The organism is Caballeronia udeis, from assembly GCF_001544555.2.
GTDB classification, from domain to species: domain Bacteria; phylum Pseudomonadota; class Gammaproteobacteria; order Burkholderiales; family Burkholderiaceae; genus Caballeronia; species Caballeronia udeis.
In genome coordinates, this window is record NZ_FCOK02000036.1 from 1 (window position 1) to 16,943 (window position 16,943).

Sequence of the window (16,943 nt, forward strand, 5' to 3'; positions counted from 1 at the left end):
CAGCTTGCTTATCTCAGACCGGAAGGTGGAGGAGTTTGAAGCGACCACACCCGGAGGAGTTTGGGTGACCGCCCGGGAAAGCAGTTTGCTTGAAGTGACACGACAAGTACGTTGACAACCGCCGGTCTGCAGATCCTATGCGACGCTGACTCAGGGGTGCAGACATGGCGCACCCGTACCAGACCAATAAGAACAGATAACCGGGAGAGCCGTATGAAACAGCCGGACGAGTTGCTGCACACTGTTTATGTGAGAGCCGACCGGCTCATGATTGTTGTCGTATGGGGTTTGCTCGCAATCTCCTGCCTGCTGGGGATACGCGACTACAATTTGCACGCCGTACTGTGGGTCGGATTGCCTACGGCTGCTGTCGCGTCAGCGCTAGCTTACTGGCGCGCAGGCGCACTCGTGACGCGGCTCTTCCTGGCTGCCAGCCTGATGACATTCGCTGCGCTGCAGATTCATCAGGAGCGCGGCCTGACTGAATTGCACTTTGGCGTCTTTGTGCTGATGTCGTTCCTGCTGGCCTATCGGGACTGGCGACCGATTCTCTGCGCCGCCTGCGTCATCGCGGTGCACCATTTCACGTTCAATTATCTCCAGCTTGCCGGATTGGGCGCCTATTGCTTCACCGAGCCTGCGTGGTCGACCGTGCTGTTACACGCAGCCTACGTAGTCGGCCAGGCCGGGTTGCTGATCTTCATCGCGCGGCATATGAGAGCCGATGCACAAACGGGCAGGGAACTCGCCGTTCTTGGCGAAAACCTTTCACGGCAAGAGGGTCAATTCGACCTGCGCCTTCCGCCCATGGAGCTTGAGGGCGCCAGCAGCCGCACCTTCAAGGACACGCTCAACGCCATTCACGATGCGATGCGGGGAATCACCGCGACGATCGATCAGATGGCTGCTTCATCGGACAACATCGCTGCAGAAAACAACATCTTGTCGCAGGAGTTCGCCACACAAGCCGAAACACTCAACGCCACCAATACCGCGATGGGGCAGATTGCGCAACGGGTCAGGCAAAGCGCGGAACACGCGGCATCGGCAAACGGCCTTGCGCGGCAGACGTCAACCGCGGCACAGCAAAGCGAACAGGTCGTCAGCGAGGTCGTCGACAAGATGAACGAGATCGATCAGGCCGTGCATCGGATGGGCGACATGATCACGATGATCGAGAGTATCGCGTTTCAGACCAACCTCCTCGCGCTCAACGCGTCGGTCGAGGCGGCCCGTGCGGGTAGTCACGGACGAGGTTTCTCGGTGGTGGCCGAGGAGGTCCGTACACTCGCCCATCGGAGCGCTAGCGCCGCGCGCGAAATCAAAGGCCTGATCGGCGATTCGTTACAGCGGGTGGAAACCGGCTCGACACTCGCGACCCGCGCCGGCGCAGCCATGCGGCACGTTGTGGGCCATGTGGAAGACGTCGCCAGGTTGATTGAGCATATCAGCACGTCAAGTGATGCCCAGAGCCACGATGTGGATCGGTTCAGTCACGGCATGGAAAAGATGGACGCGATGCTCGAGCGCGATGTCCAGCACGTGAAGGGCGTCGCTTCGGCGTCGGCAAGCCTGCGCGAGAAAGCGCGGACATTGCGCGAGGCGATGTCTATTTTCCTCGTCGAGCATGAGCCGAACTAAACCCGTCGGTGGTCTACGAAAGGTCTTTGGTACAGGCGTCACTCCTGGACGTTTCGCGGCAACGTTGGCGCGCATCGGCTGACATGGATGCGAACGCGATCGGCCGCGACAGGCAGAGCCCGGCCAGGAACGGACGTTTGGCACGCCTGTGAAAATCGTCGGCAATCGGCCCGAATGTAAGGAAGCACAGCTTGATCACTTTGGCGGGACCTCTTGGGTCGCCTGAGATTGTCCGAGAGCGTGGGCGAAGAACTGGACCAGATCGTCTCTGGTTTGCTCGCGCGCCTGTGGATCCGGGCGGACGTGAACGACTCCCCCGTGCCGGCGGTTAGCTCTCGGATCGTTAAATTCGCGCTCACCATCAAAAACGTCGTACTCGTGCGTCGCGTCTGGAAATGCACGTACCGACAGATGAGCGGCATCGGCCGGCGACAGACTATGCACAAGGTCGTCACACGAAGCTGCTCCACTGTCGTAGTCGTCTGACGTGCCTACGAATATTCGGATCGGTGCATCGACGAGTTTTCCGAAATCGGCTCCCGGCACGTGGTTGAAGCGCCAGCAGATCGGGTACAGAGCCACGGCGGCCTGCAGATGGGCACCTTCGCCGAGAAGCGCATCACTGTGCTGGCGAGTCATCATCAGCATCGTTTCGCCACCTCCCATCGAGCTGCCCATGATCCCGATCCGGGATGCGTCGACTTCGGGGCGGCTCTTCAGCAGCCGATAGGCACCGGCGATGTCGGGCAAATTGGCGTCGACGCTCTGGGGACGGCTGGACGCCTCTCCGGGGAGATCGCGGCCACCCCACTGATCAATTTCAAGCGTCGCGATACCGACGCGATTGAGAGCCGCTGCATAGTAGACACCACGATAGCTGACGCCGGAGGTTCCGTGCAGGATGATCACTGCCGGGAGAGGGCCTTTTACGTTCAGGGGTACCTGATATCGCGCACCGATCGTGATCGTGCGGCCGTTCCAGGCGACGGGGTAGGCCAGGTAATTGACACGCAGATTCGGGGTTTCTTCCCAAGCCTTCGCGCTGCATGTAAGCAACACGAACAGAACGACAGCGCTTAACGAGACGAATAACGTTCTCATTTGACCCTCCCAATGTCGCAGATGGGCTGGATAGATGCTCCGTTCAATCAAATCATAGGCTCTCGAAGTCGCCGAAACGACGTTCGCGCCGATAATGTCCGGCCCTCCGGGAACCTGTCGAGGCGCCATCTCAGAAACTTGGCGCTGCCGATCTATTGGACCAAGGTCCAATTGTTTCGCTAGAAAAACAGGAGCAGATTGCCTGTGAGCGATTGCATACCCTTGCGCGCGCTCCCCAAAACTCGGCCAAGGGTCGGTGGGTCCGGTTTGTGGAGGGCTAAGGCAGGGATCAACGCACTGCGACCCAGCGTGATCAGGCCGCACCGTAGTGGCAGGCCCGCGATCTCTGCGGGAATTTATTGAGGCCCAACTGGAGCGAGCAATGAAAGCAATCAAGACATTCAAGCTGATAGGTAGCGCATTGATGGTTGTGGTATCCATCAACGCGTGGTCACAGACTAGCGAATCCGCTGCGACGTCGACCCAGTCCAGCATGGCGCCTGCAGGTGGGGGAAGTGCGAAAGCCGCCAGACAGGCGAATCGCGCACTCAGCAAGAAAGTGCTTCGCGCGCTCTCGAAGGGTGGCGTCAACACTTCCAGAATCAACGCAATTGCAAAAGGCGGCGCAGTGGTGCTTGCGGGATCCGTCACTGACCCGACCCAGAGCGACAAGGCGAGCGAGGTAGCGAAGGGCGTGCCCGGCGTGACGTCTGTGAAGAATTCTCTGACACTTAAAGAAGTGGGTCAGTAATCCTTCTTGATGAGGTCGACCGGCTCGTGCCTCCCGGATGAGTCCCTGGAAGACCGGGAGCGTGCAACATGTCGTCTTCCCGCCGGATCCCGTCGCGCACGTGCCGAACAGCGAATACATGGACGACGCCGTGTGCAAAACGTTCCGTCGTCTCTTCGATCGAGGGCGATCGCGCCACGGTTCCTTGAGGCCGAACTCGGCCACCTGATGTCATAACAATGACCGTTTTGCGGTTGTTCACGGAGAATGACATGCACAAGCAAACTGACTGTTGTCCGATGGACTCCTCCTCCAGCGGCGTTGGTAGACGTACCGTACTGAAGACTGCGCTGAGCGTCGCAGCCGTTGGGCTGGCGGCAGGCATGGGGGGCGTTGAATCGGCTTACGCGGCGGCGCTATCGAAGTCTGAGCGAGACAAGTTGACACCGGACCAGATTATCGAGAGTCTTAAGCAGGGAAATAGACGTTTCCGTTTGGGGAAGATGCTGCCTCACGATTATTTGACGCAAAAAAGAGCTACTGCCGGCGGGCAATATCCGGCGGCGGTGATCTTGAGTTGCATTGACTCCCGGGCTCCGGCCGAGATCATTCTTGATACGAGGATTGGAGATACTTTTAACGCGCGTATCGCGGGCAATATCGCTAATGAGGATCTCATTGGAAGCTTGGAGTTTGCTTGTGTGGCGGCTGGCGCTAAAGTCATATTGGTTATGGGACACACCGGATGCGGGGCAATCAAGGGTGCCATTGATCATGTTGAACTGGGAAACCTGACTGGTCTCCTAGCCAAGATCAGACCGGCTGTGGATGAAACACAGTACGCTGGTGACAGAAGCAGCAAGAACAATGAATTTGTCGATGCGGTAGCGAAAACCAATGTTCGTCGCACGATCGACGCAATACGAAATGGCAGTAACGTGCTGGCTCCGATGGAAAAGGATGGAAAAGTAAGAATTGTGGGAGCGATGTACCACTTGAACGGCGGGGTTGTCGAATTCTTTGTCTGAAAATGGACGTGGCGCAGGCAATCCAGGCCGTTCGATAGGTGGAATTGTCACATGCTACGCGCACGGTTTTGTCGCGGCGAGGAACTCTGACGTATGGAAATCTCCATAGCCTCACGGCACCCCAAGTTGCCGCGTGAGATATTCTTTATGCGTCTGGCAATGCGCGACAGGGCATTTGGCGAGCAGTTTCCGCTTTAAATGGTGCGAAGTCTGTTCGAACGAACGGGGCCACCTCTCACCTTGTGTAAATTTCTATGCAAGCAGGGAATTTAACGTGCCTTGGAATCTGATGCCCACGCCCACGAAAATTTCCGATGTCTTCAACGAGCGTCACCGGACTGTCGAGCACGCGATACGCGCCCGCGAGTTGACGGATTGGCTCATTTACGCGCTCACCCCAATCGGCACCGGCGATGATCGACGGTCGAGGCTGAAGGAGGGAGGAAGTTCGTGCCCCATTGTTGGAACAGAGTCCGTGTTGACTCCGAACACCTAGTTTGACTCTGACTGCGGGCCACTACATGCGAAGGTCTGTTTTGGAGCAAAGAGCCGACGCTTGAGTTAGCACAGTGAGTGTCGGTAACGGGTCGACTTCTGCCCGAGGCGGACCGATCAAGGGCGGCTCACTCCGCCAGTTCAACGTCGGACCGGGCTCGGTCACAGGATCGGACGTTCGCTTCACCCGTGACGCAGGCACTGGAGCGACGGCGCCACATCCATTTGCGGTCATTCCGATGCTCGTCATTGTGAGCGTTCCAGCGTCAGCTTTGTCGCGGGGGAAATGCCTTTCGCGTTGACGCCCAGAATCCAATCCGCGGAGTTTGCGCTGTCCGTGAGCCCCAGCGCCACTGTAAGTCCGACAAGCTCTCTTGCCGTAGCTTACGAAATCCTCGGCATAATGGGGAATCCGCAATCAGACTTGTGCGAGGTGGCGAAATGAAGCTGGGCCTCTCAGGCATGGCACCAAAGGCTGCGGAGCGGTCATGGCACGTTGCAAGCTGGCTAGCTATTGCCGCAGCTACCGGCTTGATTGTCGAAGGTCTTGTGCACGCGTCCGCAAAGATCGTCGGCCTACGCAGCACTTCAGGTTGGAACGCCATTCTATGGACTTGAGGTCGGCATGAGCCTGCCGTTCAGCAGCCCATCCGAGCCTCGCGAAATTGATCGAGTGCGCCGAATCCTTGCGACTGTGGGCATTGCGTCAACCGTAACGGAGACGTTTCCTCCTAACTCGCCAACGTTTGGCTGGAGCCAGCATCCAGGACCGAACGCGGCGGTTTTGCTGGTCGCCTCCAAGCGTTCTGAATCAAATCCGCTCGGGTAAAAGTAGGCGAGCGTGCTGCAGCGGCGTCGTATTCCCGTCAATGGACGGCGGCGTTGCACCGAACAGCAGCCACGCCGCATGCAACTAACTTCGAAGTTAAAGTTTTTTGGTTCCCATGCCAGGTGATATCTGAAAACTCCGCATGATCTGCGGACCGAGCGGCATCATGACCATGAAGTCCATGATGGTGAACTGCGTAAGCGCAAGCAGCCAGAGTAAGCGCCGCTCGCGGCTCGCATCCAGACTATACATATAGTCATCCTGATTAAATGTTTTCCAGCGGCTAAAGGCTAAAGGCTAAAGCGAAGACGCTGCGAGTCAGTCGTCGATGTTCTCGTGAACCGCTTCCGCACCGCGTTTCCAATAGCTTGCCGCCCGAATCCGGGTCTTGTCGACACCGCGTTCCGTGCACAGGTGCTGGCGTACTGCACGCATGATCGTGGCTTCGCCAGCGGCCCAGACATAACCCTCACCGGTCGGCAGGTACATTTCCCGAAGGGCCAGCAACAAGGCCGCGCCGGGAAAATCCGCTTCACTGCGATAGCGCCATTCGGCGTACAGGTCGGTCTGCGTCGTAAAATCGATGCGTGCCGACGGATCTTCCACTTCGATCAGCGCGGCCACGCGGGTTCCCGGCGGCAGCTCTTCCAACCGGCGTGCAATCGCGGGCAACGCAGTTTCATCGCCTATCAGCAAGTGCCAGTCGAATCCAGTAGGGATCGTGAAGGAGCCGCGCGGGCCGCCGATTCCCAGATATTGTCCTACCTTGGCTTGCGCCGCCCAGGTCGCGGCGGGTCCCGCTTCATGCAGCGCGAACTCGATATCCAGTTCGCGCGCTTCGCGATCGAACCGGCGCGGGGTGAAGTCGCGTGCGATTGGCCGCGGCTGGTCGTCCGGGAATAGGGGGCCATTCGGGCCCGCCGTGGGCATGGCCGGCTTGTCGGCTCCGGGCGGCGGAAAGAAGACCTTGATATGGTCGTCGAAGGATGCGGATTCAAAGTCGTGGAGATCGTCGCCGCTTAACGTGATGCGTACGAGGTGGCGCGTCAGCGGTTGAACGCGCTTGACTTGAGCCAGGCGGAATTTAAGTTCATGGCGGACGCGGCCGACCGCCAGATCGGGTCTGTTTTGCATTGTGTGTTCTCTTAAGTGTTGATTCAGGCCGGATCGCCGGGGGTCTTCCCTTCGATCTCTGCAGTCGCGCGCGCAAGAATGGCGGCAATGCGGCGTTGCTCGCTAGCGGGTGCGTCGGTTCGAATCAGCAGCGCGTGCTTGAGGGCGCGGCGAGCCTGGATGAACTCGGGCAGCCATGCGTTGCTGTCGCCGTTTGCGTCCGCGTTTTCATCGCCTGTTTCGCCTGCAAAGGCGCGGCGCACCGAATCCATCTTGCGGGCGAAATGGCTTAGCTTGGCCAGCATCAGGTCAACGCGCTCGCGATTGGCCGTCAGGTGCTCGCGCCCCGGTTCGGCCAACGCGTAACGCTTGCGATTGCCTTCCACTTCGACCGTTGCATAGCCCAGTTCTTCCAGGTAAGTCAGCGCGGGATAAACCATGCCCGGACTCGGGCTGTAAAAACCGTTCGAACGAACTTCGAGTGCCTTGATCAACTCGTAGCCATGGCGCGGTGCTTCAGCCAGCAGGGCAAGCAGGAGCAACTGGAGGTCGTCGGAGGTGAACTTGCGGCCGCGCGGCATGCCGTCGTCGCCACGGCCGCCGAAGCCTCCCGGACCGCCTGGGAAACGGCTGTCGTCGTCATGGCGGTGGTGGCGGCCAATTGCATGCCACAGCGCGTGCATGGAAAAACGGTCTGAAGATTCAAATCCAGCTTGGGGGTGAGCGAACTCTCGATTTCGGTGATGTCTCATCGTAAAACTCCGTAGGTATCGTAAAACAGATCTTAAGATATATATCTTAAGATAGGTTGTCAATATTTTTCGGAGGGGTTTTTCAGAGGAGGAGAGCGCGTCCTCCGCGTAAGGAGCCGTCGGCGGCGTTGCATTCCGGTGGATGGATCCGGGTCGGCGCGCGGCTCCGCGGCCCTCAAGCGTCGCGCCGAAACCTGCAATGCTTAAGTACTGGTCGGTCATAACCATATCGGAATTGAATAATTCTCAAGGCGGTGAGGCGTCGCTACTCTGGGCGCTGATTTAGCCCAAGAGGATGGTTGCAGATGCATGGTTCCGATGTTTCCGCTGGACGGCGGCGCGTATTGCGCCTGCTGGGTGCCGCGCCGGCTGTCGCCGCGCTTGGCGGTTTCGCGTCGCAAGAGGTCAGGGCGGCGGATGCCGCGCTGGGTTCCGTCACGCTGGTGCTGGGCGATCAGGCTGGCGGCACGCGGGCGCTGGCCGAGGCTGCCAAGGTGCTCGACGGCACGCCGTATGCGTTCAAGTGGGCCAATTTCCAGGGCGCCGCGCCGCTCTTCGAAGCGCAGCGCGCGGGCGCGGTGGACCTGGCGCCTGCCGGCGATCTGCCGGTGCTGGCGGCGGCCGTTGGCGATCCGACACTCAAGATAGTCGCGACGCGGGTTGGCTCGGGCTCGCAGTTGGGCATCCTCGTCCCGGCGGATTCGAAGCTGCGCAGCGTGGCGGAGCTCAAGGGGCGTACGGTGTTTGTTTCGTCGGCACGCGGCAGCATTTCGCAGTTCCAGCTTTATGGCGCGCTGGCGGAAGCCGGTCTCTCACGCAATGATGTGTCGGTGCGGTTTGTATTGCCGGTCGACGCGTTCACCGCATTTGAATCTGGAAGTATCGATGTATGGGCGACCTTCGATCCGTACTTCGGAACAGCGGTTCAGCGGGGTGCGCGGGTGCTGCGGGATGGCACCGGGATCAATAGCGGCCTGGGCTTTGTGACGGCGTCCGGCGCGGCGGCAGCCGACCCCCTGAAGCGCCTCGCCATTGCAGATGTGCTGCAGCGTTTGCAGCACGCGGGTGATTGGGCGATCGCCAACCCCGATGCGTACGCGCATGTCTATGCATCGCTGACCCGGCTTCCTTTCGATGCCGCCAGGACCATTACCGCGCGGTCTGCGTTGAAACAACGCTTTGTTGCCGACAACGATATTGTCGCGTTGCAGCGGGTGGCGGATATTGCTTTCCGCGATGCCATCCTGCCAAGACGGATCGATGTGCGCGCCATCTCGGATACGCAGATCGCCAAGGCCTGACAGTGACCGGTGGTCCAGAGGCGATGCGTGATGCATCGCCTCTCGATCACCACTGGGACCGTTTCGAATCAGTCGAGCAGATCGGGTTCCGCTTCGACCAGCCCTTCATACAAACTCTCGAACGAAAACAGCGCGCCTCCGGGGCGGCCGGTGCGCTCATGCGTCAGGGCTGCCACGTCATGCGGGATGAGCTGCGGCGTACCGGCGGCTTCGGCGAGCAGCTGCGTGTGGCACGCGTTATCCAGCGCGAGATACCACCAGGCAGCCGCTTCCACCGTCGGACCCGCGGTCAGGATGCCGTGGTTCTTCAGGATCACCGCCTTGCTCGAACCCAGCGCTTCGGCAATGCGTGCGCCTTCCTTGGTGTCGAGCACCACACCCTGGAAATCATCGAATAGTTCGTGATCCTCATAGAAGGAGCACGAATCCTGTGTGAGCGGATCGAGCTTGCGTCCCAGTGTCGACCACGCTTTTCCGTATAGAGAATGCGTATGCGCCGCCGCCACGATATCCGGGCGAGCATCGTGAATGGCTGCGTGAATCGCAAACGCGGCCTGATTGACCGGGCCTTTGCCGACCACGATCTCGCCGGCGCTGTTCACCAGCAGCAAGTCGGAAACCCGCATGCGCGCGAAGTGCCGCCCAAGCGGATTGACCCAGAAATGATCGGGCCATTCGGGATCGCGCGCGGTGATATGGCCGGCCAGGCCCTGATCGAAGCCGCGGCGGGCGAACAGGCGAAACGCGCCGGCAAGCCGTTCCAGGCGATGCCGGCGTTCAGCGGCGGGCGTTGCCGGAGCCGGGACTTCGTCGAACCAGAATTTGCGGACGGGCGTGGCATGCAGGGTGAGGCCGGGCGCGTCGGTGAGGGTGCTCATTGTTTTGATGTCCTTTGGCGTTCAAGCGGCGTTCTGACTCGTCCGGATGAGCTTGTGCCGCTAGCGGCCAAGGCGGGTCCCGGCGAGTGTCCCTGGTGCGAACCGGCAGAACGCTCGATCGGCCGACACCAGTGAACAGTCCCAAAGGCTAGCACCCGGGTCTGCAAAGATTAAATATCAAATGAAGATAACCATATCGATTGCGCGGAGTAGCGCTCTCCAACGGCGCATGTTTATCGCTAAGAGCTTACCGAATCAAACGAAAACGTCCCTAGCGCCGTCCGTACTTCGTCCAGCGTTTGCTGCGTGACGGCCTTGGCGCGCTGCGTGCCTTCCCTAAGCACACTAAAGATGTGTGCCGGGTCCTGGGCGAATCGTTCCCTCCGTTCACGCATGGGGGCGATCAGCGCCTGCAGCTTGTCTTCAAGCCGGTGCTTGAGTGTCATGTCCCCAAGCCCTCCTGCGCGATACGCTGCCTTCAGGCGTTCCACTTCGGCGCGGTCGTCGTCGAATACGTCCAGGTACGTAAAGACCATGTTGCCCTCCACGGTTCCCGGATCAGATGCCCGCAGATGGTTCGGATCGGTGTACATGCGCTTTACCGCTTCGCGTATGACATCGGGCGAGGACGAGAGCGCAATTGAATTGTTCTGCGATTTGCTCATCTTGGCTTTGCCGTCGACGCCGGGGAGGCGGCCCATTACCGGGATCAATGCCTGGGCTTCCGGCAGGACGTCGACGCCCGCTTGCCGGTTGATGCGGCGAACGATCTCGTTGGTCTGTTCGATCAGCGGAGCCTGATCTTCTCCTACCGGAACAAAATGAGCCTTGAACCCGGTGATATCGGCGGCTTGCGCCACGGGGTAACAGAGAAAACCCGCCGGAATATCGCGCCCAAAACCGCGGGCCTGAATTTCTTCCTTGATGGTCGGATTACGTTCGAGACGCGCGACCGTGACAAAGTTCAGGTAAAGCAGGGTCAATTCCGCAAGGGCCGGCAGAGCCGACTGGACCGCGATGGTGGTCTTGTCCGGGTCTATACCGACAGCCAGATAATCCAGCGCCACCTCCAGCACGTTGCGGCGCACTTTGTCCGGGTCATGAGCGTTGTCGGTCAGGGCCTGGGTGTCGGCGACGAGAAGGTATTGCGTGTGCGTTTCCTGAAGCTCGAGCCGGGTCTTCAGCGAGCCGACATAATGGCCCAGATGCAGCGGGCCGGTCGGGCGGTCACCAGTCAGGACGGTAAGGCGTGGTGCGGATGACGGGGTGTCGTGCAAATCGTGCAAATCGTGCATAGACGGATTCTCTTGGAGAACCACCGCAGCACGAGCGAACCGGGAGATGAAACCATGTTGGCCGGACTGCGGCGGTCATGGTCATTAAAAAGGCGTGACAATGCCGCTTCTTCAGGAGCGGCACCAGGTACGAGCGGCAGCGGGGTTGGTGGCGGACATGGAGTAAGAATGCCATAGAGCAGGGATTGCTGACAACGCTCGGCGCTCGAACACGTTATTCTGCGGCCGCGCCGCTCGCGGCGACAGAAGCGGTGCCGGCAATCCACTGCCGCCATCCACCGAACGACGTAATCTCGCGGGCACCTTCCAGCCCGAAGGTGTCGCAGATAAAGCCGGTCTCCCAGCGGCCGTCGGAGAGTTCGACCTTGCCGAGCCCGAGGGGCGCGGGAATGATCGTGAGGAATGAGCCCAGTTCCGTGCTGGGGAGCTCCCACACCTCGACCTCGATAGCGGAGCCGTTCCCATCGGAAACGCGGGTCATCCCGGGCCGCGCCACAGTGCCTGCTATCGCAAACAGGCGGTAGCGAGGTGCGCTGAACGTGCGTTCAACCAGCCGGCCGCCGCGGCGAAGCAACTGCCAGTTCAGGGGCAGTCCCTCCATATGCGCACCACAGACTACGATCCGCGCGCGGTCACCATGAGCTTGCCGTGGCGGTGGCGTAAGATTGGGAGCACTGCCTCCGACAACAGGCAATCCATAAATCCTCTGCAATCGATCAGCTATGCTGAGTAAATATTGATCGGTGAACGGGCGACCGAAAACCGTGACGCCCCAGGGAAGTTCATTAGCCATGAATCCAGCCGGAACCGCTACGGCTGCATAGTCCAGGAGATTCATGAAGTTGGTGTAGTACCCCAGCAAGGAGTTGGGGCCGATAGGGTCCGCCTCCAGTTCAGCCAGCGTAACGGGCCGGGGAACACTCGGCGTCAGGATGAAGTCTAGCGGGCCCATAACCGCGTCGCAGACTTGCTTGAGCGCCTGAAGGCGGTACTGTGCGCGAAATGCATCGACGGCGGTCGTGCCGGGTGCTTTGGCGAGCACGTCCCGAATCACGGGCAATACGGCGTCGGGCCGGGCTTCCATCAACTCTCCCGCGACGCTGTAGCGCTCCGCGACCCATGGTCCTTCATAAAGCAATCTGGCGGCTTCGGCAAACGGCGCAAAGTCTATTTCAACGGCAGTTCCGCCAGCGGTTTCCAGTGCCTTCCGGGCTTGTTCAAAAAGCGCGGGACTTTCAGCGCATCCTGCAAATTCAAGTGCCGAGGGTACGCCGAATCGAAATGCGGATACCTCACCAAACGCACTTGCGTCATTGAACTGCGGATTGACGCGGCTATAGGCGTCGTGTGGATCTGGCCTCGCTGTGAGCGCCAGCAGTTCGCTGGCTTCCCGGGCGGTTGCGGTGAGGTAGGTCACGCAATCGAGGGTCCGGCAAGCGGGCACCACACCCGCGGTCGACAGCAGACCCTTGGTTCCCTTGAAGCCGACGAGATTGTTCAACGCCGCGGGCACCCGGCCGGAGCCTGCCGTATCGGTACCCAGAGCGAAGCTTGCCACGCCCAACGCCACCGCCAGCGACGAGCCCGCGCTCGACCCGCCCGCAGGGAAATCCGGATGCACGCTGTTGCGGCACTTGCCATAGGGTGAGCGCGTGCCGTTGAGGCCGGTGGCGAACTGATCGAGATTGGTCTTGCCGATGGGCACCGCGCCAAGCGAAATCAATTGCGCAACGAGCGTTGCCGATTCGGTGGGGGTATAGGCGAATGCGGGGCACGCGGCGGTGGTCGGAATGCCGGCCAGATCGATGTTGTCCTTGATCGCGAACGGAATGCCATAGAGCGGGAGCGTGTTGATATCCCGCCCTTCCAGTTCATCCAGATAAGGCGTGATTTCGGCTTCGCTCAGCAAATGAATGAACAAATGGAACTCGGGATTGAGATCGGCGGCTTTTGCGAGCAGTCGGGCAATCAGTTTGCGAGGCGTGGTTTCTTTTGCACGATAAGCGGCGCGCAGCGTTGACATGCGCAGGTCGAATGAAGACATTGTTTTTCCTGATCTGACTGGTTAAGACCGTTCGATGATTGCAACCCGCTGGCCCGCACGCACAGGCGAGCCCGGCGACACATACACGTCGCCCACCGTCCCCGCGCACGGTGCACATACCGATATCTCCATTTTCATCGACTCGATGATAAGCAGTACATCCCCTGCTGAAACGGTTTCACCGGGCGCCACGCGGACCTGCCAGAGATTGCCTGCTATCTCGCTGTCGACCGCCACTTGACCGTCTTCCAGCGGCGCTATTTCAGTGCTTTCGGGTGCCGGCGCTTCAAGGTTTTCCTCTGATGCCCCGGCTTCACGCCACCGTTCGCGCTCAGCCTGGAAGGCCGCTTGCTGACGCTGGCGGAAGTGCGCTATGCCATCTGCTTCGCGGGCTAGAAATGCCTGGTAACCGGCAAGAGACAACTCTGTCTCCTCGATCTTCAATGGATACCGCCCCAGCGGAAAATCTGCTCGGATGCGTGTCAGTTCGCCGGCGGAAACTTCGTAGAAGCGAATCTGATCGAAGAAACGCAGCAGGTAGGGGCGCCCCGCGAAATCCCTGATCTCGCGATAGCGGTTCCACATCTGCAATGTGCGCCCGACGAACTGGTAACCGCCGGGCCCCTCCATGCCATACACGCACAGGTAAGCGCCGCCGATCCCCACTGAGTTCTCCGCTGTCCACGTCCGCGCGGGGTTGTACTTGGTCGTCACCAGCCGGTGGCGTGGATCGAGCGGCGTTGCGACTGGCGCGCCCAGGTAGACATCGCCGAGACCCATCACCAGATAACTCGCATCGAACACGATCTGCTTCACCGCGCTGATGGAATCGAGGTCATTCATTCGACGGATGAACTCGAGATTGCTGGGGCACCACGGCGCGTCGCGGCGTACGGTCGTCATGTATTTATCGATAGCGAGCCGGCACGCGGGATCGTCCCACGAGAGCGGCAGATGCACGATCCGCGATGGCGCGCGCAGATCCTTTTGCAGGAGTACCTCTTGCCACGTCCGCTCGATCTCGGCAAGCAGGCGCTTGAGCGGCAGGCGTTCCGGCTGGTAGTGAATCTGCAGGGAGCGAATGCCCGGTGTCAGGTCGATCACGCCGGCCAACGCGAGTGTTTCAAGTGACTGCATCAACGCGTGGCCGCGAAAGCGCAGCACGAGATCGAGCTCGGGCGGCCCGATTTCGAGCAACAAATGCGTGTCGCCCGAGAGCCTTGCGACCAGCCTTGCGGCGTCGGTTCCGGTGTCGAGAACGACTGGCGAAGTGAGTGATTCGCACGGAGCGTAATCGGGCTCGGGCTGAATTTCCAGCGTCTCCAGTTCATGCAACCGGGCGGCTGCGGCCTGACGAGCCGCGTCAATCTGCACGGGTACGAAGCGCACTTTATCGCCGGCTTTGAGTTGACCTATCTGCCAGAGATCTGCCTCGATGATCGTGACCGGACAAACGAAACCGCCCAGGCTGGGACCATCGGGTCCGAGGATCACGGGCATGTCCCCGGTGAAATCGATTGCGCCGACCGCGTACGGGTTATCGTGAATATTTGATGGGTGCAGCCCGGCTTCGCCACCGTCCTCGCGCGACCATTCGGGCTTGGGCCCGATCAGGCGCACGCCGGTGCGGCTCGAATTGAAATGGATTTCCCATTCGGTTGCGAGGAACTGTTCGATATAGCGCGGGCTGAAGTATTCAGGCGCGCCGTGAGGGCCGTAGATCACGCGCAGCGTGCGCACGGTCGGCAGTTCAGGCACGAAGGGCAGGGCGGCGCCTGCGCTGGCATCGGTCAGGGGATTGAGATGGAGCACGTCGCCCGCGCGCAGCGCACGGCCGCCGTGACCGCCGAACTGCCCGAGCGTAAACGTGCTGCGGCTGCCTAGATAGACTGCCACGTCGAAGCCGCCGCGCACGCACAGGTAAGCCCGCGCGCCCGCGCCGCGAATCGTGCCCAGCGCAAGGGTCGAACCGGCGGGAATGAACAGCGTGGTATGCAGTGGTTGTTCCACTTCGTCCAGCAATACGGGCAAGCTGGCGCCCGTGACAGCCACAATGGCGTCTGTATTGAAGCGCAGCGCCGGACCGCTCATGGTGATCTCAAGAGCGGCAGCGTTTGTGTCGTTGCCCAGCAAGCGGTTTCCAAGCCGCAGCGCGCGGTCGTCCATTGGGCCCGATGGCGGAATGCCCACCGCCCAGTAACCTAGCCGCCCCGGGTGATCCTGTACGGTGGTTTGCGTGCCGCCGCTCACCACTTCTACCGTGCTCGCCCGATACCGCAGCCCTTCAAGGCAGCGTGTCCAGGGTTGGCCGGAAGCGAACGGCGTGTCGTCGATAATCTGGCGCAGGTAGTCGCGGTTCGTCTCTACGCCATAGAGGCGCGTGTCATGCAACGCATTGGCGAGAGCACGGCGGGCTGCGTCGCGCGTGGGGGACCACGCGATAACTTTCGCCAGCATCGGGTCGAAGTACGGGGGCACTTCGCAACCTGCTTCAATCCAGGTGTCGATGCGAAGCGTGCGACCGTCGGCGGGAGGGAACGCGACGTCGGTCAGGAGGCCTGGGCTCGGCTTGAAATCGCGGCCCGGATCTTCGGCGTAAACGCGTGCCTGGATCGCGTGACCGGCAGGCTTTAGCGCCGCGGCCAGATCACTCAAAGGCGCGAGCGTCCCTGCCGCCAGTTCGATCATCCAGCGCACCAGGTCGACTCCCCATACCTGTTCGGTCACGCCATGCTCGACCTGCAAGCGCGTATTCACTTCGAGGAAATAGAACTGTTGCGCGGCGCTGTCGTAGACGAATTCGACCGTGCCCGCCGAGCGGTACTCCACGGCCTTGGCGAGTTTGATAGCGGCTTCGCAGAGCGCCTCCGGCATGCCGTCCGGCAGGCATGGCGCAGGCGTTTCCTCCAGCACCTTCTGGTTGCGCCTCTGCACCGAGCAGTCGCGTACGCCAAGCGCAATTGCGTTGCCGCGGCCGTCGCCAAACACCTGGACTTCGAGATGCCGTGCCCGCTCGATGTACTTTTCAAGGAACACGCCCGCGTCGCTGAAGTTGTTCTGGCCGAGGCGCTTTACTACATCGAAATGCGCACTGAGTTCGGTCGCGTTCCAGCAGACACGCATGCCTATGCCACCGCCGCCCGCAGTGCTTTTCAGCATGACGGGGTAGCCGATTCTTTCGGCGGCCTGTAACGCGGCGTTCATGTCTTCAAGAAGACCCGTGCCTTCGAGCATCGGCACGCCCTGTTCCGCTGCGATTGCTCGGGCCGTGTGCTTCAAACCAAAGGCACGCAATTGCGCGGGCGTGGGTCCGATAAACGCAATGCCCGCTGCTTCGCACGCTTCACCGAACTCCGCATTCTCCGAGAGAAAGCCGTAGCCCGGATGGATCGCCTGCACGTTCTCGCGGCGCGCAATGTCGAGGATCTTCGCGGCGTCCAGATAGGTGGCGGACGCCGGCCCGTCGCCGAGCCCGTGAGCAATCGTGGCCTCGCTGACATGCAGACTGGCGCGATCCGCCTCGGCATAGACCGCGACACCCGCGACATCAAGTGTACGAAGGGTTCGAAGGATGCGGCACGCTATGGCGCCGCGATTGGCGATAAGGACTTTCTCGAACATGAGGGATGACGGATGCGTGGGCGGGCCGTCCCGCCACGGGGAAATGCATGCCGCGGTCGTCCACGGCAAAAGGCGTCGCTGAGTCGCTGGACGCCGCGTCTACTTGAGCTTCAGT

11 protein-coding genes and 1 pseudogene are annotated in these 16,943 nt (G+C 60.6%); 4 read left to right on the forward strand and 8 right to left on the reverse strand.

All coding sequences use genetic code 11. The features are described from left to right. The first annotated feature begins 996 nt into the window (after window positions 1–996). Window positions 997–1,641, forward strand: coding sequence for a methyl-accepting chemotaxis protein (locus AWB69_RS51105; protein WP_456236558.1), 645 nt, complete (start codon window positions 997–999; stop codon window positions 1,639–1,641). Between the two features lie 195 nt (window positions 1,642–1,836). Here the strand turns inward: AWB69_RS51105 and AWB69_RS48770 are convergent, their stop codons facing one another. Next, window positions 1,837–2,742, reverse strand: coding sequence for a dienelactone hydrolase family protein (locus tag AWB69_RS48770; RefSeq protein ID WP_062089254.1), 906 nt, complete (start codon window positions 2,740–2,742; stop codon window positions 1,837–1,839). Window positions 2,743–3,124: 382 nt separating this feature from the next. Between AWB69_RS48770 and AWB69_RS23635 the strand changes: the two genes are divergently transcribed. Both AWB69_RS23635 and AWB69_RS23640 read left to right on the forward strand, forming a co-directional pair. After that, the gene (locus tag AWB69_RS23635) at window positions 3,125–3,493 is read left to right on the forward strand and encodes a BON domain-containing protein (protein WP_062089255.1); all 369 of its coding nucleotides are present in this window, start codon (window positions 3,125–3,127) and stop codon (window positions 3,491–3,493) included. Between the two features lie 251 nt (window positions 3,494–3,744). Continuing rightward, window positions 3,745–4,500, forward strand: coding sequence for a carbonic anhydrase family protein (locus AWB69_RS23640; RefSeq protein ID WP_062089321.1), 756 nt, complete (start codon window positions 3,745–3,747; stop codon window positions 4,498–4,500). A 1,444-nt stretch (window positions 4,501–5,944) separates the two neighbouring features. On the opposite strand, the pseudogene AWB69_RS47895 reads toward AWB69_RS23640, so the two are convergent. From AWB69_RS47895 to AWB69_RS23655, 3 genes and pseudogenes are all read right to left on the reverse strand, one after another. Further along, a pseudogene (locus tag AWB69_RS47895) lies at window positions 5,945–6,076 on the reverse strand (MFS transporter); the annotation flags it as partial. A gap of 66 nt (window positions 6,077–6,142) precedes the next feature. Then, window positions 6,143–6,958 carry a siderophore-interacting protein gene (locus AWB69_RS23650; RefSeq protein WP_062089257.1) on the reverse strand — a complete coding sequence of 272 codons (816 nt, stop codon included), beginning with the start codon at window positions 6,956–6,958 and terminating at the stop codon, window positions 6,143–6,145. Window positions 6,959–6,981: 23 nt separating this feature from the next. Beyond that, the gene (locus tag AWB69_RS23655) at window positions 6,982–7,689 is read right to left on the reverse strand and encodes a PadR family transcriptional regulator (RefSeq protein ID WP_062089258.1); all 708 of its coding nucleotides are present in this window, start codon (window positions 7,687–7,689) and stop codon (window positions 6,982–6,984) included. Between the two features lie 305 nt (window positions 7,690–7,994). Between AWB69_RS23655 and AWB69_RS23660 the strand changes: the two genes are divergently transcribed. Then, a complete protein-coding gene (locus AWB69_RS23660; RefSeq protein ID WP_062089259.1) occupies window positions 7,995–8,990 on the forward strand; it encodes an ABC transporter substrate-binding protein in 996 nt (331 codons plus the stop codon). Window positions 8,991–9,058: 68 nt separating this feature from the next. Here AWB69_RS23660 and AWB69_RS23665 read toward each other — a convergent pair whose 3' ends face one another. From AWB69_RS23665 to uca, 4 genes are all read right to left on the reverse strand, one after another. Further along, window positions 9,059–9,868, reverse strand: coding sequence for a class II aldolase/adducin family protein (locus AWB69_RS23665; protein ID WP_062089260.1), 810 nt, complete (start codon window positions 9,866–9,868; stop codon window positions 9,059–9,061). 239 nt (window positions 9,869–10,107) lie between these two features. Next, window positions 10,108–11,163: a tryptophan--tRNA ligase gene (trpS, locus tag AWB69_RS23670; protein WP_062089261.1), complete on the reverse strand. Its 1,056-nt coding sequence runs from the start codon at window positions 11,161–11,163 to the stop codon at window positions 10,108–10,110. A 214-nt stretch (window positions 11,164–11,377) separates the two neighbouring features. Beyond that, entirely contained in the window at window positions 11,378–13,207 is a 1,830-nt protein-coding gene (atzF, locus tag AWB69_RS23675; RefSeq protein ID WP_062089262.1) for an allophanate hydrolase, read from the reverse strand. 21 nt (window positions 13,208–13,228) lie between these two features. Further along, window positions 13,229–16,828, reverse strand: a complete 3,600-nt coding sequence (uca, locus tag AWB69_RS23680) for an urea carboxylase (protein ID WP_062089263.1) — start codon at window positions 16,826–16,828, stop codon at window positions 13,229–13,231. Window positions 16,829–16,943 lie beyond the last annotated feature (115 nt).